General features: G+C 73.5%; 19 protein-coding genes. 13 read left to right on the top strand and 6 right to left on the bottom strand.

What is annotated here, in order from left to right; genetic code table 11:
- Positions 1–1,836 (top strand): HAD-IC family P-type ATPase (locus tag BIV57_RS19480; protein ID WP_107409633.1); only part of this gene is annotated, 1,836 nt, incomplete at its 5' end.
- Positions 1,837–1,987: 151 nt separating this feature from the next.
- Positions 1,988–3,646, top strand: a complete 1,659-nt coding sequence (locus BIV57_RS19475) for an LCP family protein (protein ID WP_079170500.1) — start codon at positions 1,988–1,990, stop codon at positions 3,644–3,646.
- 69 nt (positions 3,647–3,715) lie between these two features.
- On the opposite strand, the gene BIV57_RS19470 is transcribed toward BIV57_RS19475, so the two are convergent.
- Positions 3,716–3,973, bottom strand: a complete 258-nt coding sequence (locus BIV57_RS19470) for a hypothetical protein (RefSeq protein ID WP_071658141.1) — start codon at positions 3,971–3,973, stop codon at positions 3,716–3,718.
- Positions 3,974–4,167: 194 nt separating this feature from the next.
- On the opposite strand from BIV57_RS19470, the gene BIV57_RS19465 reads away from it, so the two are divergent.
- The 5 genes from BIV57_RS19465 (at position 4,168) to BIV57_RS19445 (ending at position 7,733) form a co-directional block, all read left to right on the top strand.
- Entirely contained in the window at positions 4,168–4,389 is a 222-nt protein-coding gene (locus BIV57_RS19465) for a hypothetical protein (RefSeq protein ID WP_071658140.1), read from the top strand.
- Positions 4,390–4,485: 96 nt separating this feature from the next.
- Positions 4,486–4,929, top strand: coding sequence for a hypothetical protein (locus BIV57_RS19460; RefSeq protein WP_139275727.1), 444 nt, complete (start codon positions 4,486–4,488; stop codon positions 4,927–4,929).
- 89 nt (positions 4,930–5,018) lie between these two features.
- On the top strand, positions 5,019–5,990 hold the full coding sequence (locus tag BIV57_RS19455) for a hypothetical protein (protein WP_071658138.1): 972 nt from the start codon (positions 5,019–5,021) through the stop codon (positions 5,988–5,990).
- A 15-nt stretch (positions 5,991–6,005) separates the two neighbouring features.
- Entirely contained in the window at positions 6,006–6,797 is a 792-nt protein-coding gene (locus BIV57_RS19450) for an enoyl-CoA hydratase/isomerase family protein (RefSeq protein WP_071658137.1), read from the top strand.
- Between the two features lie 399 nt (positions 6,798–7,196).
- Entirely contained in the window at positions 7,197–7,733 is a 537-nt protein-coding gene (locus BIV57_RS19445; RefSeq protein ID WP_071658136.1) for an ATP-binding protein, read from the top strand.
- A gap of 323 nt (positions 7,734–8,056) precedes the next feature.
- Here BIV57_RS19445 and BIV57_RS19440 read toward each other — a convergent pair whose 3' ends face one another.
- Both BIV57_RS19440 and BIV57_RS19435 read right to left on the bottom strand, forming a co-directional pair.
- Positions 8,057–9,331, bottom strand: coding sequence for a L,D-transpeptidase (locus tag BIV57_RS19440; RefSeq protein ID WP_245797813.1), 1,275 nt, complete (start codon positions 9,329–9,331; stop codon positions 8,057–8,059).
- Positions 9,332–9,495: 164 nt separating this feature from the next.
- The gene (locus BIV57_RS19435; protein WP_071658134.1) at positions 9,496–10,743 is read right to left on the bottom strand and encodes a L,D-transpeptidase; all 1,248 of its coding nucleotides are present in this window, start codon (positions 10,741–10,743) and stop codon (positions 9,496–9,498) included.
- Between the two features lie 500 nt (positions 10,744–11,243).
- Between BIV57_RS19435 and glgX the strand changes: the two genes are divergently transcribed.
- From glgX to BIV57_RS19415, 4 genes are all read left to right on the top strand, one after another.
- On the top strand, positions 11,244–13,571 hold the full coding sequence (glgX, locus tag BIV57_RS19430) for a glycogen debranching protein GlgX (RefSeq protein ID WP_071658133.1): 2,328 nt from the start codon (positions 11,244–11,246) through the stop codon (positions 13,569–13,571).
- A gap of 113 nt (positions 13,572–13,684) precedes the next feature.
- Positions 13,685–15,508, top strand: coding sequence for an ABC transporter ATP-binding protein (locus BIV57_RS19425; RefSeq protein WP_071658132.1), 1,824 nt, complete (start codon positions 13,685–13,687; stop codon positions 15,506–15,508).
- Between the two features lie 182 nt (positions 15,509–15,690).
- On the top strand, positions 15,691–17,487 hold the full coding sequence (locus tag BIV57_RS19420; RefSeq protein ID WP_245797814.1) for an ABC transporter ATP-binding protein: 1,797 nt from the start codon (positions 15,691–15,693) through the stop codon (positions 17,485–17,487).
- 147 nt (positions 17,488–17,634) lie between these two features.
- Complete coding sequence (locus BIV57_RS19415; RefSeq protein WP_071658131.1) at positions 17,635–18,843, top strand: PQQ-binding-like beta-propeller repeat protein; 1,209 nt, start codon at positions 17,635–17,637, stop codon at positions 18,841–18,843.
- 45 nt (positions 18,844–18,888) lie between these two features.
- Here BIV57_RS19415 and glgP read toward each other — a convergent pair whose 3' ends face one another.
- The 3 genes from glgP to BIV57_RS19400 all read right to left on the bottom strand — a co-directional run bounded on the left by glgP (position 18,889) and on the right by BIV57_RS19400 (position 23,344).
- Positions 18,889–21,552, bottom strand: coding sequence for an alpha-glucan family phosphorylase (glgP, locus tag BIV57_RS19410; protein ID WP_071658130.1), 2,664 nt, complete (start codon positions 21,550–21,552; stop codon positions 18,889–18,891).
- Positions 21,553–21,662: 110 nt separating this feature from the next.
- Positions 21,663–22,718 (bottom strand): hypothetical protein, encoded by a 1,056-nt coding sequence (locus tag BIV57_RS19405; RefSeq protein WP_079170497.1) that lies wholly within the window; start codon positions 22,716–22,718, stop codon positions 21,663–21,665.
- A complete protein-coding gene (locus tag BIV57_RS19400) occupies positions 22,706–23,344 on the bottom strand; it encodes a hypothetical protein (RefSeq protein WP_139275726.1) in 639 nt (212 codons plus the stop codon). The genes BIV57_RS19405 and BIV57_RS19400 overlap by 13 nt, the downstream gene beginning before the upstream one ends.
- Before the next feature lie 542 nt (positions 23,345–23,886).
- Between BIV57_RS19400 and BIV57_RS19395 the strand changes: the two genes are divergently transcribed.
- Positions 23,887–25,908, top strand: coding sequence for an alpha-1,4-glucan--maltose-1-phosphate maltosyltransferase (locus BIV57_RS19395; protein ID WP_071658128.1), 2,022 nt, complete (start codon positions 23,887–23,889; stop codon positions 25,906–25,908).
- Positions 25,905–26,349: alpha-amylase family glycosyl hydrolase (locus BIV57_RS19390; RefSeq protein ID WP_245797812.1), on the top strand; the 445-nt coding region annotated here is incomplete at its 3' end. The genes BIV57_RS19395 and BIV57_RS19390, both read left to right, overlap by 4 nt.

Below are 26,349 nucleotides of genomic sequence, written 5' to 3'. Positions count from 1 at the left end.
GTGCGGGGGATGGGCGGCGGGTCGGACCGGGGGTCGGCCTTCGATCGGTCGGTGCGGGGGATCGCGTGGTCGTTGGTGCGGTTCACCGTGGTGACGCCGCCGGTGGTGGTGGTGCTGGGGGCGGTGCTGCGGGGGCGCGGGGTGCAGGCGGTGCCGTTCGCGGTGTCCGTCGGGGTGGCGCTCACCCCCGAGCTGCTGCCGCTGCTGGTGACGACCGCCCTCGCGCACGGCGCCGTCCGCCTCGCGCGCCGCGGCACCGCCCTGGTGCGGCGGCTGCCGGCGCTGCACGACCTGGGCTCGATGGACACGCTGTGCGTCGACAAGACGGGCACGCTGACGCTGGCCCGCCCCGTCCTGGAGGACTCCCCCGACCCCGACGCCCTCCACTGGGCCTCCGTCAACGCGTGGTGGACGCTCCAGCTCGCCGAGGCGCCCTGCCCGGACGCGCTGGACGAGGCCGTCCTCGACGCCGGTCTCCCGCCGGAGGAGTACGAGGGCGTCGACGCCTTGCCGTTCGACCCGGTGCGCCGGCTCTCCACGGCCGTCGTCCGCCTCCCCTCCGCGCCCTTCAACCACCGGCTCGTCACCAAGGGCGCCGTGGACGCCGTGCTGCCGCGCTGCGTCCTCACCGACGCCGAGCGGACCCGCCTCGCCGCCCTCGCCGACGCCCGCGCCGCGGACGGCATGCGGCTGCTGGCCGTCGCCACCGCCGAGCGGCCCGCGCGCTCCCGCGCCTGGGGCACCGCCGACGAGCGCGGCCTCACCCTGGTGGGCTTCCTCGCCTTCGCCGACGAGGTCCGCCCGGACGCCGCCGCGGCCCTCCGCGGCCTCGCCGCGTCCGGCGTCGCCGTGCACGTGGTGACGGGCGATCAGCCGGGCGCCGCCGCGCACGCCTGCCGCGCGCTGGGCCTGCCGGACGGCCCCGTCGTCACCGGCCCCGAGCTGCGCGGCGCCGCCGACGCCGCGATCGCGGAACTCGCCGCCGGCGGAGCCGTCTTCGCCCGCTGCGCCCCCGCCGACAAGGCCCGCATCGTCGGCGCCCTGCGGCGCTCCGGCCGCACCGTCGGCCACCTGGGCGACGGCCTCAACGACGTGCCCGCGCTGCGCGCCGCGGACGTCGGCATCGCCCCGCGCGGCGCCGCGGACGCGCCCCGCGAGGCGGCCGACGTCGTGCTGGCCGGAAAGGACCTGGCCGCGGTCGGCGAGGCGGTCGCCGCCGGCCGCCGCTCCGGCGCCGGCATCGCCGACTACCTGCGCGTCACCCTCTCCTCCAACCTCGGCAACGTGCTCGCGATGCTCGCCGCGGGCGTGCTGGTGCCGTTCCTGCCGATGCTCCCCGCCCAGGTGCTCGTCCAGAACCTGTGCTTCGACGCCGCCCAGTCGACGTTCGCCTTCGCCCGCCCGGCGCGCGCCGACGGCGGCCCGCGGCGGCTCTCCCGCCGCCGCTTCCTCCGCTTCGCCTGGACGTTCGGCTGCCTCAACGCCGCCGCGGACCTCGCCACCTTCGGGGTGCTGGCGCTGGCTGCGGGGGTGCCGGCCGGCGACGGCGACGCGGTGGCCTTCCACTCCGGCTGGTTCACCGAGAACCTGGCGACCCAGGGCCTGGCGATGGTGCTGCTGCGCGCCGGGGGCGGGCGGCCGGGCGGCCGGCGGCGCGATCCGGTCGCCTGGGCGGCGGCCGTGCTGGCGGTCCTCGGGGTGCTGGCGCCGTTCACCCCGGTCGGCGCGGGCCTGGGGCTGGCACCGCTGCCCGTCCTCTACTACCCCCTGCTCACCGCGGTGCTGGTGCTCTACGCCGCGGCCCTCCGACGGGCGGCGCGGCGCGCGGACGTGTGAACCGCGCGGCGCAGCCGTGTGAGGCGCAGCTCACAGAGGTTCACTTTACGGTTTGCGCAACCCTCGAAGGTTAGGATTCCGGCCAAGGCTCACGCCCCCAGGCCCGATCGGGCCGTCCCGCCCGGATTCGCCAACCAGGAGGCCGGCACCGATGGCCAGCAGCAACCGCCGCGGAGGCGGCAACCGCCGCGGAGGCAACCACCGGCGCGGAGACGCCGCCGCCCCCCGGGCGCGCCGCCGGCGCTGGCCGCGGGCCCTGGCGATCGGCTCCTCGGTGGCGGTGCTGGCGGTCGCCGGCTGCGGCGCGTTCGTCTACCAGAAGCTCAACGGCAACATCCACGGCTCCTCGCTCTTCAACGGCACCAGCGGCAACGCGGGCACCGAGAAGCCGGACGCGTTCGGCCGCACCCCCATCAACATGCTGGTGATCGGCTCGGACGGGCGAAGCAACGCCGCCGACTGCAAGCTCGGCGGCGACTGCGGCGGCGGCCAGAACGCCGATGTGCAGATGCTCGTCCACATAAGCGCGGACCGTTCCAACGCGACCGTGATGAGCATCCCGCGCGACACCATGATGCAGCTCCCGTCCTGCCAGGACCCGGACACCAAGCAGTCCTTCGGCGGCGGCTACGGGCAGATCAACTCCTCGCTGCAGTACGGGCCCGGCTGCACGGTGGCCGCCGTCCACCAGCTCACCGGGGTGCCGATCGACCACTTCGCGATGGTCGACTTCTCCGGCGTGGTGAAGATGTCCGACGCGGTCGGCGGGGTGCGGGCGTGCGTCAGCGACGACGTCTACGACACCTACTCTCATCTGAAGCTGAAGAAGGGCACCCACACCCTCAAGGGCGTCGCCGCGCTGGAGTTCGTCCGCTCCCGGCACGCCTTCGGCAACGGCTCCGACCTGGGCCGCACCTACGCCCAGCACATCTTCCTGTCGTCGCTGATCACGAAGCTGAAGAGCGCGGGGACGCTCGCCGACCCCACCAAGCTCTACTCGCTGGCGGACGCCGCCACCAAGGCGCTGACCGTGGACGACGGCATCGCCAGCGTCAGCAAGCTGGTGGGGCTGGGCGAGGACGTCAACAAGGTGCCGTCGGACCGGATGACGTTCACCACCATGCAGACCGACGTCGACCCCGCCAACGCCAACCGGCTGGTGCCGGCGGCGGACGCGCAGAACCTCTTCACCGCGATGCGCGACGACGAGTCGCTGACCACCTCCTCGGGCTCGAAGTCCAAGGCGGCGGCGTCGGCGACGGCCACCGCGGCGCCCTCGGCGACGGCGTCGTCCTCGTCGGCGGACGCGGCGGACATCTCGGTGACGGTGGAGAACGGCATCGGGACGGCGGCGGCCGGGCGGGCGTCCACGGTGCTGCAGGCGCTCACCGGGAAGGGCTTCGCGAGCGGGGGCACCGCCAACGCGGCGCAGACCTCGTCGACGACGCTCTGGTACGGGCCGGGGCGGAAGGCGGACGCGCAGGCGGTGGCGTCGGCGGTGGGGCTGCCGTCCGCGCACCTGAAGGAGGGCCGGTCCGCCGGGCTGGTGCTGGTGGTGGGGACGGACTGGCCCTCGGGGACGGTCTTCCCGGGCGGGACGGCGTCGTCGCCGTCGTCCTCGTCCTCCGGCGGATCGTCGTCCGGATCGTCCTCGGACGCCGCGAAGGGCGCGCACGCGCAGACCGCGGGCGGGTCGAAGTCGGAGTGCGCGCCGGTCTCCACCTACCGAACGGTGCAGCTCAACGGCGTGGCGATGACGCCCAGCCAGGCCTATGCGGCGGCGAAGGGCAAGCCGGACTCGGCGCCCTGACGCACCGGCGGCGGGCGCGGGGCGGTCGGCGCCGGGCGGGAGGCAGCAGGCGCCAGGCGGCAGGCGCCGTCAGCGGGAGTGCGAGAGCCAGGCCTCGCGGCCGGCCCGGGCGGCGTGCCGCGCCTGGTCGAGCGTGCGGTTGGCGCGCTCCGCGGGGGGCACCTCCCAGCCGGCGAACCAGGCCCGCCCGGCGCGGGTGACCTCGTAGGCCATCAGGCAGGCGCCGGCCGCGGCGGTGAGCGCGCCCGCGGCGCCGACGATCGCGCCGGCGGTGAGCAGGTTGCGGTTCGGTCGGAATTCGGACCACGGGATCTCGTTCAGGGCCATGTCCCCAGATTGCGGCTGCGCCGGGCGATGCGCGCGATCCGATGGGCCGTCAGAGGGCGTGCGGCCGACGCGGAGCCCTGCCCCCGCGGGCGCGCGGGCGGCGCGGACTGCGCCAAACGGCGCAACACCGGCATGCCCGCTCGCTTCGGGCGGGGGGCCGGTGCCATCGTCGTGCATGGAGTGAGGTGATCTTTTTGGCGACGATGATCCGGCTCAGCGGTGGGCCCGGGGACGGCCTGCATCTGGCCATCAGCGCGCGCGGACGTCCGCCCGTGCGGCTCGTCTACGACCCGGAGGAGATCGCCGTGACCAGCCTCCTCAAGGACGAGGAGCCGTCCGGCGCCGGCGCCGTGTACGAGCGCGGCGACCGCAACGCGGACGGCGACTGGCTCTACACGCACGTCGAGGCGGCGTGACGCGACGTCAACCCCGCGCCGCGCGACCCCCGTGCGGGTGACACTCGTCCGTGTCGGAGGATGACGCCGCCCCGCCCGATCGGGATACTCACCAGCGTGTCAGCCGTGCCAAGCAGTGCAAGAAGCAGCAGCGCCAGCAGCCAAGCGTCCGCCGCGGCCCTCCCGTTCGGGCGCGCGCACGCCTACCCGGACGGGGTCACCGTGACGGTGTCCCCGCCGACGCCGGTGGAACCCGGCGAGTGGGCCGCCGGGCACGCCCCCGGCCATGTCGCGCTGCAGGTCACCGTCACCGTCGCCAACCGCTCCGGCGGGCTTCTGGACCTCTCGATGGCCCATGTCGCGGCCGACGGGGCCGAGGCGGTCTACGACTCCGCCAACGGCCTCACCGCCGATCTGCCCGCCTCGGTGCCGGCCCACGGCAGCGCGTCCGGCCGCTACACCTTCTCGCTGCCGGCGCGCAGCGCCCGCCGGCTCACCGTCAGCGCGCAGCCCGACCTGATCGCCTACGACGAGGCGACCTGGGGCGGCCCCGCCGCCTGAGGCGTCAACCGGCCGCCCGGCAGGGTGAACCTCCTCGACAGACCTGTAACAGGGCGACTGGGCGGACCGGAGAGGGGCATTCCGCCCGCATGAGCGCGTCGGAGTTCCCCGAAGAGCACCCCGGGCCCGCGCGGGCCCCCCGCGAGTGGCCGAGCCCCGTCCAGCCCTTCCGGCTGGAGCGGCTCGCCGAGCAGCACTGCGGCGTGGTGAGCCTCGTCCAGCTGCTGGCGGCCGGGGTGCCGCCGGAGGCGGTGCGGGCCCGCTGCGTCTCCGGCGGGCCCTGGCGGCAGCTGCTGCCCGGGGTGGTGCTGCTGGGCTGCCGGGAGCCGACGGACGATCAGCACAGCTGGGCCGCGCTGCGGTTCGCCGGCGGCGACTGCCCCGGCTCGCCCGACCCGATGCTGACCGGCCTCTCCGCGCTGGCCCGCTACGGCGTCGGGGACGCCCGGCAGCGGCGCTGGCCCGGTGGCCCGGTCGACATCCTGGTGCCGGCGGCCCGCCCGGTCCCGGACGACGCCGGGGTGCGGGTGCACCGCGCGGCGCGGCTGCCCCGCCCGGTGGTGCTGGACGGCCTGCCGTGCGCGCCCGCGCTGCGCGCCGCGCTGGACGCGGCGTCGGTGCCGGAGTGCCGGTACGGCGCGGCGCTGGTGCGGGCGACGGCGGCGAGCCGCTGGTGCACGCCCCGGGACGTGGTGGAGGAGCTGCACACCGCCGCACCGGCGGTGCGTCCGGCGCTGCTGGCCGCGGTGGCGGACGACGCCCGCCGGATGCTGCGCGCGGCGGGCGTGCCGGACCCCGGCTGGGAGGCCGAACTGCGGCTGGACGGGCGGGAGCTGGCGGTGGCGAGCGCCTACTGGGAGGGCCGCGGGGTGGTGCTGTGGATCGGCTCGGCGGCGGACCGCGGCGCGCGGTCGCTGGCCGGCGCGGGCCTGGCGGTGTGCGCGGCGGGGCCGGGCAGACTGGCGGAGGAGCCCTACCGGGTGGTACGGGATGTGCTGCGGGCTCTGCGGGACGGCCCGCACGGTCCGTACGACCGCGTCGAGATCCGGCTGCGGTGCTAGGAAGGGGTTGCTGGCATGGGCGAGTTCGTGAAGGTGGAGCGGGACGCCGGGGTCGCGGAGGGCGCCGGGGTGGCGACGATCAGGCTGGCCCGCCCGCCGATGAACGCGCTGGACGCGGCGATGCAGGACGAGTTGGGCGCGGCGGCGCGGGAGCTGTCTGCGGACGACGCGGTGCGCGCGGTTGTGGTGTGGGGCGGGGAGAAGGTCTTCGCGGCCGGCGCGGACATCAAGGAGATGCGCGCGATGTCCTACGAGGACATGTCGGTGCGGGCGGGCGCGCTGCAGGACGCGTTCACCGCGGTGGCGCGGATCCCCAAGCCGGTGGTGGCCGCGGTGACGGGCTACGCGCTGGGCGGCGGCTGCGAACTGGCGCTCTGCGCGGATGTGCGAATCGCCGCGGAGGACGCGAGGTTCGGCCAGCCGGAGATCCTGCTGGGGCTGATCCCGGGGGCGGGCGGCACGCAGCGGCTGGCGCGGCTGGTGGGGCCGTCCCGCGCCAAGGAGCTGATCTTCACGGGGCGGATGGTGAAGGCGGACGAGGCGCTGCGGATCGGCCTCGCCGACCGGGTCGTCCCGGCGGAGGAGGTGCACGCGGCGGCGCTGGAGTGGGCCGGGCGGTTCGTCAACGCCCCGCGGATCGCGCTGCGCGCGGCGAAGGAGGCGGTGGACCGCGGCCTGGAGACGGACCTGGACACCGGCCTCGCACTGGAGCGGGAGCGCTTCGCCGGGCTCTTCGCCACCGAGGACCGGGAGCGCGGGATGCGGAGCTTCGTGGAGAACGGCCCCGGCAAGGCCGACTTCGCCTAGGCCCTTTCTGACGGATATCCGTGGAGGTAGGAGCGGCGCCCGGTGCGTGCGATCGGCGTGCCGCACGATGGCCGTCGCAGTGGTTTTGCGTCGGTCTTCGGGCGGTGCGGCGAGCGTGCGTGCCGGGCGTCGCGACGCCGCGGAGATCCGTCAGAAGCGGCCTAGCCCGCTCAGGTCCTGTCCGGGGTCCGTACCTGGCGCCGGCGGCGCTACGCTGGGCACGCGATCGGTTACGCTCGGACGCGGCGCACCTGCCCGCGGCAGCGGCGCCCAGCGGCGCTCCGACCGGGATCAGACAAGCAGTCGAATGCGGAAGGCATATGCGCTCCGACTAGGAACTTGGATGATCCGGGCAGGCAAAATCCGGCAAACACCCGTCAGACGGTCACCGCAGCCGCCATGATGGTGCGCATGGCGAGCGGGGCTTGGTTCCATGAGGAAGTCGACGCAGGCGCGCCGCGGCGGAAAACCACCGACGCGCGCTGGCAGGCACTGGTGTCGGAGAGCCGCACGATGCGCGCGATCGACGCGCTCGGCCCCCGCCCGACGGACGAGGTGCGGCTTCCCACCGCACCCGAGTCCGCCGCGCGGGCCCGCCGGGTGGCCGTCTCGGTGATGCGGCTGTGGGGCCTGGAGATCCAGGCGGACATCGCCGAGCTGCTCGTCTCCGAGCTGGTCGGCAACGTGGTGCGGCACACCGGTGTCCGCACCTTCGGGCTCAACCTCGACCGGCGGCGCGGCCGGGTGCGCGTCGAGGTGCGGGACGCCTCGCGCAGCCTGCCCTGCCTCATCGACGCCGGCGCCGACGCGGAGAGCGGCCGCGGCCTCTACCTGGTCGACGCGCTCGCCGACCGGTGGGGCGTCGAGCTGCTGCCGCGCGGCAAGTCCGTCTGGTTCGAGCTGGACGTCAACCCGGAGCCGCTCGCCGTCGCCTGACGGGGCGACGCACACCGGGAAGGCGCGAGCCCCCCGGCGCCGCCGGTTGGTTGCAGCGGGCGGGGGGCTCGAAGCGCCGCGGAGCAAGGGGTTCATCCGCGGCGGAAGCGGCCGGCTCGGGTCAGAGGGCCGTCGCCCAGAACTCTGCCAGTCCGACATGGGCGCCTCCAAATCGCAAATCGCCCATATCGGTCATATTGGGCAAGCGACTTTGAGATCTCAGGAACTCGCCCGATTTGCCCGGACGACCAACGGCCGGGCGCGGGGCCCGGCCGTTGAAAGTCAAGCGAGTTGTGGTGCGGCGTCCATCGGCCCGGCGAGCGTCACTGCGAGGCCGGGACCGCGCTCCCCTTGACCCACTCCGACCAGCTCAGGTTCCAGCCGTTGAGCCCGTTGTCGGCGGCCACCGTCTTGTCGCCGCTGTTCTTGACGATCACGACGTCGCCGAGCATCGACTTGTTGTAGAACCAGCCGGCCGGCAGCGAGCTGCTGCCGCCCTTGGCGTCCTGGAGGCCCACGCAGCCGTGGCTGGCGTTGTAGTTGCCGAAGGCGCCGTAGCTCCAGTAGTTGCCGTGGATGAAGGTGCCGCTGTCAGTGAGGCGCTGGGCGTGCGGCACGTCCTTAATGTCGTACTCGCCGCCGAGGCCGACCGTCCGGCTGTCCATCCGGGTCACCTCGTCGCGCTCGGAGATGACCATGATCCCGGCCCAGGTGGTGTGCTGCGGCGAGCCCGCGGTGATCGGCAGCGTGCGGAGTGTCTGCCCGTCGCGCACCACCGTCATCTTGTGCTTCGCCACGTCCACCGTGGAGATCTGGCTGCGGCCGATGGTGAAGGTGACGGTGCGGGACTGGTTGCCGTAGATGCCGTTCTCGCCCTCCACGCCGTTGAGCCGCATCTTCAGCGTCACCTTGGTGCCCGGCTTCCAGTACTCCTGGGGCCGGAAGTCGATGCGCTGGTTGCCGAACCAGTGGCCGACGATGTTGGCGCCCGACGTCGAGGTGACCTTCAGGTGCTTCTGGACGTCCGCCTTCTTCGACGCGTCGATCGGCACGTTGAAGCGGACCGAGACCGGCATGCCCACGCCCACCGTGCTGCCGTTCTCCGGCGTGTAGCTGCCGGTGAACGTGCCGCGCGCCGAGACCGTGGTGAACGAGGAGTTGGCGGCGGCCTGCAGCCCCGACGAGTCCTTCGCCCTCACCTTGACGTGGTACGTGGTGCCGGTGGCCAGGTTGTCGACCGGCTTCCAGCCGGAGCCGTCGGACGCGGTGGTGCCGGCCACCGCGTGGCCGTCGCCGTCCGTCACCGCCACCGAGGCGAGCTTGCCCTTGGCGACCTTCACGGAAAGGCCGTCGGTCGCCACATTCTCCGCGCCGTTCTTGGCGGAGACGGATATCTGCGCCGCGGAAACCTTCTTGTCCGCGGCCGGCGCCGCGGAATCGGCACCGCCCTTTCCGCCGCTCTTGTTCGACGACGCGTCCGCCTTGCCCGTGCCGCCCGAACCGCCGCAGGCGGTCAGCGTGAGAGCAAGCGCGGCGAGCACGGCGGCGGCCGATGCTGCTGCGGTACGAGAACGACGTCGCTGCGAGTGGCCCTGCACGGACCCTCCCCTCCCGAAAAATACCCCTTGAACCCGAGAAGAAAGATAACCACACGGAGCTCGGGCCACCCCACCCGTGAGTGTCACAGGTCTGTCACCAATTGCTGTGCGGCCGCCGGGCGTTACCCAGCGGCCGCACAGGCAAAACGCGAATCCGGACGGCGCTACGCCGCGCTGCCGGCCTTCCACTGCGCCCAGGCCATGTTCCAGCCGTTGAGGCCGTTGTCCGGCGCGACCGTGGTGTCGTTGGAGTTCTTGATGATCACCACGTCGCCGACCATCGAGTTGTCGTAGAACCAGGCCGCCGGGGTGGACGGGTCGCCCGCGCCCTTGGCGTCCCGCAGGCCCACGCAGCCGTGGCTGGTGTTCTGGCTGCCGAAGATGGCCGGCGAGCCCCAGTAGTTGCCGTGCACGAAGGTGCCCGAGGTGGTGAGGCGCTGCGCGTGCGGCACGTCCGGGATGTCGTACTCGCCGCCGAAGCCGACGGTGCTGCCGTTCATCCGGGTCTGCTTGAACTGCTCCGAGATCACCATCTGGCCGTTGTAGGTGGTGTGCTCGGGCGATCCGGCGCTGATCGGGATGGTCTTGATGGTCTTGCCGTCGCGGACCACCGTCATCTGGTGCGAGGAGGCGTCCACCGTGGAGACCTGGCTGCGGGCGATGGTGAAGGAGACGTCCTTCTCCTGGTAGCCGTAGACGCCCTTGGCGGCCTGCACGCCCTTGAGGCGCATCTTCACCGACACCTTGGTGCCGGCCGCCCAGTAGTTCTCCGGGCGGAAGTCGAGGCGCTGGTCGCCGAACCAGTGGCCGACGATCTCCACGCCGGGGGCGGCGGTGACGGTGATCGCCGCCTGGACGGCCTTCTTGTCCGTCACCGGCCGGTTGAAGTTGATCGACACCGGCATGCCGACGCCCACGGTCTTGTTGTCGTCCGGGGTGTAGTAGCCGATCAGGGTGTTGGCCTTGGCCAGGGTCGTGAAGGAGGAGTCGAGCACCGCCTCCAGGCCGTCGGTGTCCTTGGCCGTGGCGTGCACCGTGTACTTGGCGCCGGCCGTGGGCTCGCCCGAAGTCCAGCTGAGCCCGTCCGCGGAGACCTTGCCGCTCAGGGCGTTGCCGGCGTCGTCCTTGACGGTGACGGTGCCGAGCTTGCCCTGCTTGACGGTGACCTTGACCGGGTCCTTGAAGCTGACGTTGGCGGCGTCGTTCTTCGGCACCACCGTCAGCTGCGCCTTGGAGACGGCCTTGCCGCCCTTGCCCGCGCCCCCGCCGGAGGACCCGCTGCCCGAGCCGCCGCCCGAGGACCCGCACGCCGCGAGCAGCGCCGCTCCTCCGGCGCCCAGCGCCCCTCCCAGGATCGCCCGCCTGCTGAACCTGCGGGACTCGTCCGCTCCCCCACTGTGCTTCGTCGGCACTGCCGGTACTCCTTCTTCCACGCCGTATCCGATTGTGCTGCCGGACCCGACACGCAAACCCCCACCCCGAGGGCGGCGTTGCGGCTTCCCGTGCCCCGACCGCACGTCGCACGCGCGGTACCCGTCCAACTCCCGTGAACATTGGTATCAGGAATCCGGCAAATGCGCGAAAACGTCCTTATGCCGGGTACACCTGGCCCGCGCCCAGCGGGCGCTCAGGTGTTTTCCCAGGTCGTCGTGGATGCGCGCGGGGATTCTGCGTACCCGTGCAGGCGGGGGTCGAGCGGGGCCAAACGGCGGACGCCGTACGGGGAATGGCCCGTCACCGATCTTGACGCACGGGGTCCCGGGGCGGTTCCCGCGGTCAGCGCCGGGCCGCGGCGACATCGGCCGCCCGCCGACGTGACAGCGGTGGCCCCAGGGGGAACCAACCCAATGACCGAACCTGCGAGCACCTGAACGAGCACACCCACGGAAGCCAGTCACCCGAAGGGGGCCGGATGACGACAGGGCGGGACGGCAAGGCGGAGCCGGCGGTCGCGGCCGCGGTGGTCGAGGAGACCCGGACCGCTCCGACACCCCGGCTGCACGCCGTGCCGCCGGCACCGGTCCCCCGCCGCGAGGTGTGGCCGGGCGACCCCGCCGACCTGGGCGCGCGGTGCCGGCCCGGGCCGGACGGCGCGCCGGGTGTCAACTTCGCGCTGTGGGCGCCGCGGGCGGAGGGCGTGGAGCTGTGCCTCTTCCGCCGGGAGGGCGGGCGCGAGCGGGAGCTGCGGCTGCCGCTGCGGGAGCGCACCGGGCAGGTGTGGCACGGGTTCGTGCCCGGCCTGGGCGCGGGCACCCGCTACGGCTACCGCGTCCACGGCCGCTGGGACCCGTGGACCGGCGACCGCTTCAACCCGGCGAAGCTGCTGCTCGACCCGTACGCCCGGGCGCTGGACGGGGCCTACCGCCCGCATCCGGCGACGCATGCGCACGTCCGGGACTGGCCGGAGCCGGCGGTGGCGGACACCGTCCGGGACAACCGGGACTCGGCGCCGTACGTGCCGCGGTCGGTGGTCGTCGCCGACCTGGCCGAGCAGGCGGCCCCGGACGGGCTGCTGCGGCGGCCGGGCACGCCCTGGCGGGACACCGTGCTCTACGAGATGCACGTCAAGGGGTTCACCCGGCTCCACCCGGACGTCCCCGAGGAGCTGCGCGGCAGCTACGCCGGGCTGGCGCACCCGGCGGCGGTCGAGGAGCTGCGGCGGATCGGCGTCACCGCGGTGGAGCTGCTCCCCGTCCACCACCACATCGACGACGGGCTGCTCGCCGACCGCGGCCTCACCAACTACTGGGGCTACAGCAGCATCGGCTTCTTCGCCCCGCACCCCGGCTACGCCTCGGACCCCTCGGACCCGCTGGGCGCGGTGGCGGAGTTCCGGCAGATGGTGGCGGCGCTGCACGACGCCGGGATCGAGGTGATCCTCGACGTCGTCTACAACCACACCGGGGAGGGCGGCACCGGCGGCCCGGCGCTGAGCTTCCGCGGCATCGACAACGCCGGCTACTACCGGCTGGACGCCTCCGATCCGCGGCGCACCGTGGACACCACCGGCTGCGGCAACATGCTGGACGCGTCGCGTCCGCAGGTGCTGCGGCTGATCGCGGACTCGCTGCGGCACTGGGTGACGGAGATGGGCGTCGACGGCTTCCGCTTCGACCTGGCGACGGCGCTGGCGCGGGCGCCGCACGAGGTGGATCCGCGGGCGCCCTTTCTGGGCGCGCTGGCGCAGGATCCGGTGCTCTCCCGGGTGAAGCTGATCGCCGAACCGTGGGACATCGGGCCGGGCGGCTACCAGGTGGGGGCGTTCCCGCCGCCGTGGGCGGAGTGGAACGACCGCTTCCGCGACGGGGTGCGGGACTTCTGGCGCGGCGCGCACGGCTCGCTGCGCGAGCTGGGGTACCGGCTGTCGGGGTCGTCCGATCTCTTCGAGCTGTCCGGGCGGCAGCCGTGGTCCTCGGTGAACTTCGTGACCGCGCACGACGGGTTCACGCTGCGGGACCTGGTGTCCTACGACCGCAAGCACAACGCCGCCAACGGCGAGGAGGGGCGGGACGGGACGGACGACAACCGCAGCTGGAACTGCGGGGCGGAGGGGGAGGTCGAGGGGGACGCGGACATCGATGCCGGGGACGGCGCCGGGGACGGGGTGCGGAGCCTGCGGCGGCGGCAGCAGCGGAATCTGCTGGCGACGCTGCTGCTGTCGGCGGGGACGCCGATGCTCGTCGCCGGCGACGAGCGGGGACGGACGCAGGGCGGCAACAACAACGCCTACTGCCAGGACAACGCCGTCAGTTGGATGGACTGGGCGGACGGCGACGGCGAGCTGGCGGCGTTCACGGCGCGGCTGATCGCGCTGCGGCGGTCGCCGGGGGCGCGGGCGCTGCGGCGGGACGGGTTCTTCACGGGGCGGGTCGGGGACGGCGGGCTGCCGGACGTGGTGTGGCTGCGGCCGGACGGGCGGGCGATGGGCGAGGGGGACTGGTTCCGGGCGGCGTCGACGCTGGGGGTGCTGTGGTCGGGGCGCGACATCGGGGAGCGCGACGCGTTCGGGGCGGCGGTGGCGGGGGACACGCTGCTGGGCGTGTTCCACGCGGGGGGCGGGGAGGTGGAGTTCACGCTCCCGGGGTTCGCGGAGTGGGAGGTGCTGGTCGATACGGCGGAGCGGGTGGAGGGGTGGCGCGGGAGCGGAACCCTCGGCGTGCACGGCCGGTCCGTCCTGCTGCTCCGCGCGGTGCAGGGACCGCCGCCCCACCGCCCCGGCACCTTGCCCGCCCAGGAGTGACAGGTCCGCGCGCGGCCCGGTGGCGAGACCGGGGCGTGACGTGACTCATTCCTCGGACCTAAGACGAAAAAGGCAGTGACGCGGGGAGCAAGATCTCGTAACGTCCTGAAGATGTGACCGTCGCTCCTCCCCACCCCTCCTCCCGCTCGACCGTCAAGTCGCTGCTCCGGCTGTGGCCGTACGTGCGGCCCGCCCGCTGGAAGCTGATCGGGTCGACCGCCGCCACCCTCGCGGCGACCGTCTCCGGCCTGGTGGTCCCGCTCGTCATCCAAAAAGTGATCGACGGCCCCATCGCCCACCGGGACGGCTCCGCGCTGTGGCCCATGGCCCTCGCCGTCCTCGGCCTCGGTGTCGCCGAGGCCGTCTTCTTCTGGCTGCGCCGCACCCTCACCTCGCGCTCCATGGCGCGGGTCGAGGCCGCGATCAGGCGCCGCCTCTACACGCACCTTCAGGAGCAGCCCGTCGCCTTCCACGACAAGTGGCAGTCGGGGCAGCTGCTCTCCCGCGCGTCCAACGACGTCTCGCTGATCCGCATGTTCCTCAACTTCATGCTGATCTTCCTGATCGTCAACGCCGCCACCTTCGGAATCGGCATCGGCGTGCTGCTGGTGAAGCAGTGGCTGCTCGGGCTGATCGTGCTGGCGTCCTCGCTGCCGATGCTGATCTTCATGATCATCTTCGAGCAGAAGTACCGCGTCGCCACCCGCCGTTCGCAGGACCAGGCCGGCGACCTCGCCACGGTCGTCGAGGAGTCCATCCTCGGCATCCGCATCCTCAAGGCGTTCGGCCGGCACCGCGCCATGGAGCGCCGGTTCAGCACGCTCGCCCGCGAGCTGCGCGGCACCGAGCTGTACAAGATCCGGCTGCTGGCGGTGATGTGGTCCGGGATGATCCTCGTCCCCGAGGCGACCATCGCGGTGCTGATGGTGCTCGGCGTGCACATGGTCAGCAGCGGCACCATGACCACCGGCGCGCTGGTCTCCTTCTTCTCCATCGTGATGTACCTGCGCTGGCCGGTGCTGTCGATGGGCTTCCTGCTCGCCGGCGCCAACGACACCGCCGCGGCCGCCGACCGCGTCTTCGAGGTGCTGGACTCGGAGAACTCCGTCACCGACCCGGAGAAGCCGGCCCTGCCCGCCTCCCGGGCGGCAAACGGCGCGGACGCCGGCGGGCTGCTCCGCGTCGAGGGCGTCCGCTTCCGCCACCCGGACGCCCCCGAGGGCACCCCCGACCTGCTGCGCGGCATCGACCTGGAGGTGCGCCCCGGCGAGACCGTCGCGCTGGTCGGCGCCACCGGCTCCGGCAAGACCACGCTCACCTCGCTGGTGCCGCGCCTCTACGACGTCACGGGCGGCGGCATCACCCTGGACGGCACCGACGTCCGCGACCTGACGCGGTCGCAGCTGCGCGAGCTGGTCTCGGTCGCGTTCGAGGAACCGATCCTCTTCTCGGCGAGCGTCCGGGAGAACGTCATCCTCGGCTACCAGCAGGGCACCGACGCCGAGGTGCGGCGGGCGCTGAAGGTCGCCCAGGCCGAGTTCGTCCTCGACCTGCCGTGGGGCCTGGACACCCGCATCGGCGAGCAGGGCCTCAACCTCTCGGGCGGGCAGCGGCAGCGGCTGGCGCTGGCCCGCGCGGTCGTGGCCCGGCCCCGCTTCCTCGTCCTGGACGACCCGCTGAGCGCGCTGGACGTGCACACCGAGGCCCTCGTCGAGGAGGCGCTGCGCCATGTGCTGGCCACCACCACCGCGCTGGTGGTCGCGCACCGGCCCAGCACGGTGATGCTCGCCGACCGGGTCGCGCTGCTGGAGGACGGCCGGATCACCGCCGTCGGCACCCACAGCGACCTGCTGGCGAGCAGCGCCGCCTACCGCCATCTGCTGTCCTCCGCCGACCTCGGGGGCAGCCGCAACGAGGAGAGGGAGGCCGTCAAGTGACGACCCGTGGTCCGGAACAGGCTTCCACCGTCGACGACGCGGACGGCCCCGACGACCCGTTCGCGCTGCAGGAGCTCCCCGAGGAGCAGAGCGCGCCGAGGGCCGGCTGGCGCGGCATCTCGCCGGAGTCGGCCCACGCCGACGACGCACTCGACAACGAGGAGGAGGACGGCGCCGAGGCGCTGGACGCCGCCGCGCTCTCCACCACCGACGCCGACGAGCGGGCCCGCAACTCCCGGGCCCTGCTGCGGCTGCTGATCGGCCCCTACCGCTGGAAGGTCGCGGTCTGCGTGCTGCTGGCCGTCCTGGAGCAGGTGGCCATGCAGGCCGGGCCGCTGCTCATCGGGCTCGCCATCGACTCCGCGCTGCCCTCGCTGCGGCACGGCGACGGCACCCCGCTGCTGTGGATGGCCGGCCTCTACCTGCTGTGCGGGGCGGCCACCGCCGGGTCCAAGGCGCTCTTCCTGCGCACCTCCGGGAGGGTCAGCCAGGGCATGCTGCTGACGCTGCGACAGAAGATCTTCGACCATGCGCAGTCGCTCAGCCTGGACTTCCACGAGCACTACACCTCGGGCCGGCTGATCTCCCGCGCCACCGGCGACGTCGACACGCTGCGGCAGCTGATGGACGAGGGCCTGGACGGGCTGGTCACGACCTTCCTGTCGTTCGCCTTCATCCTGGTGATCCTCTTCACCCAGGACTGGCAGCTGGCGCTGATCGTGATCGCCGGCGTGGTGCCGATGTGGTTCACCACCCGCTGGTTCCGGCGCCGTTCGCGGTTCCTGCAGCGCAAGATCCGCACCGCCGTCGCGATGATCATCGTGCAGTTCGTGGAGACCATGAACGGCATCCGCGCCGTGCAGGCCTTCCGCCGCGAGCCGCGCAACCTGGAGATCTTCGACGAGCTCAACGACCGCACCGCGCGCCTCAACGGCGACAGCATGATCACCCTGGCCCGGTACACCCCCGCGCTGAAGCTGATCGGCAACACGACGGTGGCGGTGGTGCTGGTGGTCGGCGCCTTCCGGGTGGCCGGCGGCGGGCTGGAGCTGGGCGTGCTCGCCTCCTTCCTGCTCTACATCCGGCGGCTCTACGACCCGCTGGACCAGCTCGCCATGTTCCTCAACGCCTACCAGCAGGCCGGCGCGGCCCTGGAGAAGGTCGCCGACCTGCTCGCCCGCCGTCCGGACGTGCCCGAGCCGGAGGCGGAGGCGGTGCGCGCGCTGCCGGCGGCGTCCGGCACCGGGCGCGAGATCGCCTTCCGGGACGTGGAGTTCCACTACACGCCCGAGGTGCCGGTGCTGCCGTCCTTCGAGCTGACCATCCCGGCCGGCCAGACGGTCGCCGTGGTGGGCGCCACCGGCGCCGGCAAGTCCACCCTCGTCAAGCTGCTCGCCCGGTTCTACGACCCGAGCGGCGGGCACGTCCGGCTGGACGGCGTCGACCTGCGCGAGCTGCCCAATGCCGAGCTGCGCCGCAACGTCTCGATGATCACTCAGGAGTCGTTCCTGTTCAGCGGGTCGGTGGCGGACAACATCGGGCTGGGCAAGCCGGACGCCACCCGCGAGCAGATCGAGGAGGCGGCCCGCGCCATCGGGGCGTACGACTTCATCGCGGCGATGCCCGAGGGCTTCGACACCGACGTCCGCAAGCGCGGCGGCCGGCTCTCCGCCGGGCAGCGGCAGCTGGTCGCCTTCGCCCGCGCGCTGCTCGCCGACCCGGCGGTGCTGGTGCTGGACGAGGCGACCAGCTCGCTGGACATCCCCAGCGAGCGGGCGGTGCAGCACGCGCTGCGCACCGTGCTGGCGGACCGCACGGCCGTGATCATCGCGCACCGGCTGTCGACGGTGCAGATCGCCGACCGGGTGCTGGTGATGGAGGCCGGCCGGGTCGTCGAGGACGGCACCCCGCAGGAACTCATCGCCGGCACCGGCCGCTTCAGCGATCTGCACCGGGCCTGGGAGGAGTCGCTGGTGTGACGGCGAGGTGGCACGGAGGTGGCGGATGTGTCCCCCGTCACGTCGTGCAACCAACCGGTCGGCAGGTTTGTCGCTGACTGTATGCCGACACCATCGAAACGTTCCAACTCCCGTTCCGCACCGCGCCGTTGGAGCCTGAGGGCCGGAGTGGCGACCGCCGCCGCGGTGGCGGCGGTCGCGACCGGGGCGGCCTGCGCCTCGGCGTCGCCGGCCGGGGCGGCGGCGTCGCCGGCCGCCTCCGCGGCGGGCGCCCCCGTCACCCGGGCGGCCACCGCCACCGCGGCGAGCATCACCCCGCCCACCGGCGCGCTGCTGGCCGCCGCCCGCGACCGCTACAGCCCGTGGAACCCGGTCGGACGGGTCCGGTCCAGCGGCACCTTCTGCTCGGCCGGCGACACGGTCATCGCCACCTGCGCCACCAGCGCGACCGGCCCCCAGCAGGTCGCGAACGCGACCACCGGCGCGGTGCAGTGGTCGACGCTGGGCGACTCGAACCCGCAGCCGCAGGCCGCGAGCGGCATCCGCTTCGACGGCGCCTTCGCCTACGTGGTGCGCAGCCTCTCGGTGCACGCCGTGAACTCCCAGACCGGCGCGTCGCTCTGGACGGCGAACGCGCCCTCCGGCGACGTCGTCTCCTCGGTCTTCGCCGACGGCGGCCGCGTCCTGGTCACCTACAGCGGCGCGGTCCAGGGCAGCGGGAACAACGCCTGGCGCCCCGGCGACAAGGTCGTCGCCTACAGCAGCGGCGGCGCCGTGCTGTGGACCCACGCGCTGGCCCACGACATGACGGCCGCGGTTCCGACGCTCTCCGGCGGCCATGTCTACCTGCCGAACGCCACCCACGACGGCGAACTGGCCCTGGACGCCGGGACGGGCGCCGTCACCGGCACCAAGGCGGACGCCGACGGCAACAACGCCTGCAACCTGGTGGCGGCCCGCGGCACCCTGGTGGTCTGCGACGAGGGCGGCGGCAACGCCGGCTCGACCCTGCACCACCTGGAGGTGGTCGACCCGGCGACGCTGGCCGTGCAGAAGACGCTGGTCAGCGACACCGCGCTGGACGTCTTCCCGACGATCACCACGACCGGCACGGTGGTCGCCGCCTTCAACGACGGCGCGGACGTCCCGGAGACGGGCGAGGTCTACGGGGTCGACGCGAGCACCGGCACCCAGCTGTTCAAGGTCTCGCCGAGCGCCGTCACCGACTGGGCCTCCGTGCGCACCGCCTCCAACAGCACCACCACCTACCTCGGCACCGCCGACGGCAAGGCGTCCGTCATCGACGCCACCACCGGGGCGCTCGCCAACGCCGTCCCCGGTGAGACCGACCTCCAGGCCGAGCTGAACCGCTGGTGACGACCTGACGCCGGCCCGCCGCCGGGCAGCACGCCGCGCGGCGGGTCAGCGCAGCATCGTGGGATCCACCGGCACCGCGTCCGCGGACGGCACGGCCACCAGCCCCGCCTCCGCGGGCGACGCCAGCAGCGGATGCCGGGCCAGCACCCGCACGGTGTACCCGAACGGGCCCGTCCGATCCAGCGTCAGCCGCCCGGTGTAGAGCGGCCGTCCGCCGTCGCCGCCCGCCTCCTCCGCGTGCAGCGCGGCGCGCACCGGCTCGACGATCCGGTCGTCCTCGTCGACCCGCCCCGACACCAGCTCCACCAGGACCTCCGACGGCGCCAGCCGCCCCAGCGCCACCCGCACCCGCAGGTTCAGCGCCGCCCCCAGCCGCAGCGGGCCGCCCACCGCCTCCACATGGTCCACCCGCACCGCCGGCCACGCCGTCCGCGCCCGCTCCAGGAACGCCGCCAGCCCGGCCGCCCCCGCGCCGCCGTCCGCCGCCAGCGCGCGGTGCGCCCGCGCCGCCGGGGCGTAGAGCCGCTCCACGTACTCACGCACCATCCGCCCGGCCAGCACCTTCGGCCCCAGCAGCGCCAGCGTCTCGCGGACCATCGCGATCCAGCCCGTCGGCAGGCCCTCCGGCCCGCCGCGGTCGTAGAAGCGCGGCGCGACCTGCTCCTCGACGATCCGGTAGAGCGCCTCGGCCTCGGCCGCGTCCCGCGCCTCCGGGTCGCCGTCCGCCGCCGCGCCGTCCGCGCTCGGCACCGCCCAGCCGAACGCCGGGTCGTACCACTCGTCCCACCAGCCGTCCCGCACCGAGAGGTTGAGGCAGCCGTTGAGCGCCGCCTTCATCCCGCTGGTGCCGCAGGCCTCCAGCGGGCGCAGCGGGTTGTTGAGCCAGACGTCGCAGCCGGAGACCATCCGGCGGGCCAGGCCCATGCCGTAGTCGGGCAGGAAGACGATGCGGTGCCGCACCGCCGGGTCGTCCGCGAACCGCACCAGCTCCTGGACGAGCCGCTTGCCGCCGTCGTCCGCCGGGTGCGCCTTGCCGGCCACCACGATCTGCACCGGCCGCTCGGGGTGCAGCAGCATCCGGGTGAGGCGCTCGCGGTCGCGGAGCATCAGGGTGAGGCGCTTGTAGGAGGGGACGCGGCGGGCGAAGCCGAGGGTGAGGACGTCCGGGTCCAGCACCCGCTCGATCCAGCCGAGTTCGGCGCTGCCGGCGCCGCGCGCCCGCCAGGAGGCGCGCAGCCGCTCCCGGGCCTCCTCCACCAGCAGCGCGCGCAGCGTGCGGCGCAGCCGCCAGACGTCCGCGTCGGGGATGCGGCGCACGCCGTCCCAGGTCTCGTCCTCGGCGCGGGCGCCGTGCACCAGGGCGGCGTCCACCGGGCCGGCCCCGATCTCCCAGGCGCCCATCTCGCGCACCAGCGGGTCCATCCAGGTGGGTCCGTGCACGCCGTTGGTGACGGAGGCGATGGGCGCCTCCCCCGGGTCGAAGCCGGGCCACAGCCCGGCGAACATCGCCCGGCTCACCTCGCCGTGCAGCCGGCTGACGCCGTTGGCGCGCTGGGCGAGGCGCAGGCCCATGGCGGCCATGTTGAACAGGTGGGGGTCGCCGTCGGGCCAGTCCTCGGCGCCCAGCGCCAGGATCTCCTCGACAGGGACGCCGGGCAGGGTGGGCGCGGCGCTGCCGCCGCCGAACTCGCGGCGCACCAGCTGCCGGTCGAACCGGTCGATGCCGGCCGGGACGGGGGTGTGGGTGGTGAAGACGGTGCCGCCGCGGACGGCCTGCAGGGCGGCGGCGAAGGACGCCTCGCCGCCCTTCTTCGGCTCGGCGTCCGCCGCCATCGCCTCGCGGATCCGCTCCAGCCCGAGGAAGCCGGCGTGGCCCTCGTTGGTGTGGAACACCTCGGGCGCCGGAAGGCCCTCCAGCGCGCAGAAGGCGCGCACCGCGCGGACGCCGCCGATGCCCAGCAGCATCTCCTGGCGGAGCCGGTGCTCGCCGCCCCCGCCGTAGAGGCGGTCGGTCACCTCCCGCTCGCCGGGGCCGTTCTCCTCCAGGTCGGAGTCGAGGAGCAGCAGCGGGACGCGGCCGACGCGGGCCCGCCACACCTTGGCGTGCAGCGTCCGGGCCTCGCCGAGGGCGAGGGCGACGGTGATCGGGGTCGGCTCGACGGGCAGCTCGTCGGGGTCGAGGACGGGGTAGTGCTCCTGCTGCCAGCCGTCCCGGGAGAGCGACTGGGTGAAGTAGCCGTGCCGGTACAGGAGTCCGACGCCGATCAGCGGCACGCCGAGGTCGCTGGCGGCCTTGAGGTGGTCGCCGGCGAGGATGCCGAGGCCGCCGGAGTACTGCGGCAGGCCGGCGGCGATGCCGAACTCGGGCGAGAAGTAGGCGACGGCCTCGGGCAGCTCCCGCCCCGCGGCGAGGCGGCGCTGGTACCAGCGGTCGCCGCGCAGGTAGTCCGTCAGGTCGCCGTCGACGAGGCGGAGTTCGCGCAGGAAGCGGCGGTTGCGGGCGAGCTCGGCGAGGCGCTCCGCGGGGACGGCGCCGAGCAGCCGCACCGGGTTTCCTCCCGAGGCCCGCCAGGCGTCGGGGTCGATCGACGCCAGCAGGTCGTGGGTCTCGGGGTGCCAGGACCACCGCAGATTGAGGGCGAGGCGTCCCAGCGGGGCGAGCGCCTCCGGGAGCACGGTGCGGACGGTGAAGCGGCGTATGGCCTTCACGGTGGCCTCCCAGGGACGGGCGCGGCGACGCAGCGGGCACCCCCGAGGGTGCCGCCCGCCCCCGTCCCCCCGTCAAGGGGCGCACGGGGGCGGACCGTCGGCCGCCGCGGTCAGCCCGAGGTCACGGTCTGGATCTCCTGGACGGGGACGCTCGCCGGGTTGGCGGCGAAGGTGCCGTCGGGGAGGTCGAGGCCGGCCACCGTGGTGGTGATCTTCCAGGTGATGCTCGCCCTCAGGCTGTACGGCCCGCTGGTGGAGGCGTGCAGGTAGGTGACGCCGCACGGCGGGGTCTTCTTGGCGTCCCCCGGCTGGTACGCGGTGCCGATGGTGCCGTCCGGGTTCGCCGGGCAGCCGCCGGAGTCGGGGTAGACGGTCGCCTGGTCGGTGCCGGGGTCGATGACCACCTTGGTGGGCGTGGCGGTGGCCGTCGCCGCCATGGTGATCCCCGGCGCGTCGAGCGTCGCCGTCGCCGAGACCGGGTGGATCGAGTCCTTGGCGAACCACACCCAGGTCGGGAGGTTGACGGTGGACTTCGTCGCCGGGTTCATCGAGACCTTGGTGTCGGGGATGTGCAGGTGCGCGGCGGCGAGCTTGGCGAGGATGGTGGGGTTGATCGCCCGGCCGGCCGGCACCGGCGGGGTGTCGCCGTTCCTCACCCAGTACGGCGTGTTGGGGTCGTCCGTGCAGTTCAGCGAGGCCGGATCGGCGAGGTCGTCCGGATTGGGGACGCCGGTCCACCAGTAGCCCTTGCCGGTCTCGTCCATGTGGAAGGCCTTCGGGTCCTTCTCGCCCGCCTCGCCCGGCTTGGTCTGGTACTTCATGCGGGACTTGGCCTTCCAGTCCTCGCTCGGCGAGTCCTCGGACCACACCTGGTCCATCGACGCCTTCATCTGCGCGGGCGTGTAGGTCGGCGCGTACCAGCAGGGCGGCGCGGCGGCGGCGGCGCTGTCGGTGGACTTGACGTTGCCGGGGGAGGTGATGGCCCCGCCGTCCTGATCGGTGTACCTGATCTGGATGCCGACGTCGTTGCCGCTCTCGGTGGCGCTGGGCGTCGCCTGCCCGTTGAGCGTGCTGCCGGTCGGGGAGGCCCAGCTCTGCGCCGGGCCGGCCAGGGGCAGCGCGAGCCCCAGGCCGGCCACGAGCCCGAGCTTCTTCAGCTTCTGCACGACGCGTCCTCCGTCACCTGGATGGTCATGGTCTTCCAGACGCCGTCGGCGTCCTTCTGCAGCGTGTTGGCGTAGCGCAGGTAGTCCTTCGGCGAGGCCGAGGTCCTGAGCACGGCACCGGTCCTCATGACCTTGGAGTAGGTCCCGCTCTGGTTGTCGCAGTAGGTGACCGCGGCCCGGGTGCCCGTCACCTCGACCTTGTTCTGGGAGTAGCGGTCGGTGCCGGTGATGGTCACTCCGCCCTTGTACGAGGACATCGAGGCGATGTCCTGGCTGACGCGGGTCGCCGCTGCGCCGTCGGAGTACTTCCGGAACGGCCCGTTCCTGTCGTGGTACGCCTCGGCGGCGCGCACCGACCGGATGAAGTTCTGGGCGTCGGCGAGCACGGCGTCCTTCGGCCCGTTCCCGGTCCGCGTCCAGCCCGCGAAGTCGATCGTGAAGTCGGACGGCAGCTTGATCGCCGCCGCGGACGGACCCGCCGACGGGGACGCCGACGTGGCGCCGCCGTCCGACGCGCCCTTGATCGTGCCCTTGCCGCCGCCGCTGCTCGCGCAGCCCGCCAGCGTCACCGCGGCCGCGGCCGCGCATGCGGCCGGGGCCCACATCCTGCGAAGCCTGCCCTGCACGTTCACACCCTCCTCGGGTTGCCACCCGACCCCCGTCAGGCCGGAACACGTCAACGACGATGGCGTCGCGAAACAGTACCCCCACCCTCCTCCTGGGACGCTTCCCCGGCCCGAACCGTTCCCGAAGCGACGCCGCGCGCCCGCCACGCACCCGCGGCATATCCCCGAAGAAATCCCCACCGCTACGGGCGTGCAAAAGCTCCGTGAACCGCGCCGAGACACGATTCCCTTAAGGGCCGGACGGTCCTACGCTGGGTCCTCTGGCGGCCACCCAAAGGTGCGTTGACGGCGGGTCGGCCTGCCCTTGAGGCCCTTGCACCTGCTGCACCCTCGTTCGCCACATGCGCAACACAGCTCACGCACGCTGCAGAAATTCACAGACGCCTTCCCGCGTTTCTCTCGGCCCTTCCATATCCCCCATAGTTCCCTTTCCCCCTCCGCACGCCGGTGTCCCGCGCGCCCGCGGCAGGGTCAGGCGCGCGTCGAAACGGCCGCCGCGGGCACCCGCGGTAGTACGGATCCCCGAGCAGGAGGCTCCTCAGGTGATCGGTCGCATACCCGTCCTGGACGTCAGCCCCGCCGTACTGGGCGGCAGACATCCGGCGAAGGCGGTGGTCGGAGAGCCGGTTCCGGTGAGCGCCACCGTCTTCCGGGAGGGGCACGACCCGGTCGCCGCCGCGGTCGTGCTGCGCGGGCCGCACGGCCGCGGACGGTCCTCCGTGCGGATGCGCGAACTCGCGCCCGGCACCGACCGGTTCGGCGCCGAGGTGGTGCCCACCGGCGAGGGCCGCTGGACGGCCATCGTGGAGGCCTGGTCCGACCCCATCGCGGCCTGGCGGCACGCCGCCGGGGTGAAGGTGCCGGCCGGGCAGGACGCCGCGCTGATGCTGGAGGAGGGCGCCGAGCTCTTCGACCGCGCCGCGGCCGGCGTCCCCAAGACCCGCAAGGCCCGCGCCGACGCCGACCCCGGCCGCCAGCTGCTGCTGGACGTCGCCGACGCGCTGCGCGACCCGGCCCGCTCCCCGCTCGCCCGGCTGGCCGCCGCGGCCGCCCCCGAGGTGGACGCGGTGCTGGACCGCTTCCCGCTGCGCGAGCTGGTCAGCCGGGGTCGCGCGGTGCCGATCCAGGTGGACCGCAAGCGCGCGCTCTTCGGCTCCTGGTACGAGTTCTTTCCGCGCTCCGAGGGCGCGGTCGTCGACCCCACCGGCGCGGTCCCGCCCCGCCAGGGCACCTTCGCGACCGCCGCCGAACGGCTGCCCGCCATCGCGGAGATGGGCTTCGACGTGGTCTACCTGCCGCCCGTCCACCCGATCGGCACCTCCTACCGCAAGGGCCCCAACAACACCCTCGCCGCCGGCCGGCACGACGTCGGCTCCCCCTGGGCGATCGGCTCGCCGGACGGCGGGCACGACGCCGTCCACCCCGGGCTCGGCACCGTCCGCGACTTCGACGGCTTCGTGCGCGCCGCCAAGCGCCTCGGCATGGAGGTCGCCCTCGACCTCGCCCTGCAGTGCTCCCCCGACCACCCCTGGGTGCGCGACCACCCCGAGTGGTTCCACCACCGCGCGGACGGCACCATCGCCCACGCCGAGAACCCGCCGAAGAAGTACCAGGACATCTATCCGCTCGACTTCGACCGCGACCCCGACGGCCTCACCGCCGAGGTGCTGCGCGTCCTGCGGTTCTGGATGCGCCACGGGGTGCGGATCTTCCGGGTGGACAACCCGCACACCAAGCCCGTCCGCTTCTGGGAGGAGGTGCTCGCGGAGATCCGCCGGACGGATCCCGACGTGCTCTTCCTCGCCGAGGCATTCACCCGGCCGGCGATGCTGCAGACCCTCGCGAAGATCGGATTCCACCAGTCGTACACCTACTTCACCTGGCGGAATTCCAAGAACGAGATCATCGGCTATCTCCGCGAACTCAGCGCCGAATCCGGGGATTTCCTGCGGCCGAACCTGTTCGTCAACACTCCCGACATCCTGCACGCCTATCTGCAGCACGGCGGCCCGCCGGCGTTCGCGGTGCGGGCCGTGCTGGCCGCCACCGCCTCCCCCGCCTGGGGCGTCTACTCGGGCTTCGAGCTGTTCGAGAACGCGCCGCTGCGGGAGGGCAGCGAGGAGTACCTCGACTCGGAGAAGTACCAGCTGCGCCCGCGCGACTGGGCGTCCGCCGAGGCCGCCGGCCGCACCCTGGCTCCGCTGCTGACCGCGCTCAACCGGCTGCGCCGCGCCCACCCCGCCCTGCAGCAGCTGCGGAACCTGCGGTTCCACCCGGTGGACTGCGACGCGATGGTGGCCTACTCCAAGCGGGACGCGGCGACCGGCGACACCGTCCTCGTGGTGCTCAGCATCGACCCGCACCACGCCCGCGAGGGCACCGTCACGCTGCACACCGAAGAACTGCTCGGCCCGGACTCCGCCGCGGAGCCCACGGACTTCGAGGTCCGGGACGAGCTCAGCGGGGCCGTCCACCACTGGGGCCGGCACAACTACGTCAGGCTCGACCCGACGCAGGCCCCGGCGCATGTCTTCACCGTTCGACCCCTCGGAGGCGCAAAGTGATCGTCAACGAGCCCGTCCAGGACATGTTCGAGGACACGCCGGCCAGGGAGCGCGACCCGGAGTGGTTCAAGCGGGCCGTCTTCTACGAGGTGCTGGTCCGCTCCTTCCAGGACACCAACGGCGACGGCGTGGGCGACCTCAAGGGGCTCACCGCCAAGATGGACTACCTGCAGTGGCTGGGGGTGGACTGCCTCTGGCTGCCGCCCTTCTTCCTCTCCCCGCTGCGCGACAACGGCTACGACGTCGCCGACTACATGTCCGTCCTTCCCGAGTTCGGCGACCTCGCCGACTTCGTGGAGTTCGTGGACGCCGCCCACCAGCGCGGGATGCGCGTGATCATCGACATGGTCATGAACCACACCTCGGACCAGCACCCGTGGTTCCAGGCCAGCCGGGAGGACCCGGACGGCCCGTACGGGGACTACTACATGTGGGCCGACG

It is taken from the genome of Mangrovactinospora gilvigrisea (assembly GCF_001879105.1).
Classification (GTDB): domain Bacteria; phylum Actinomycetota; class Actinomycetes; order Streptomycetales; family Streptomycetaceae; genus Mangrovactinospora; species Mangrovactinospora gilvigrisea.
Note: the sequence above shows the minus strand (reverse complement) of the source record. Positions and strands in the feature narration are given on the sequence as shown.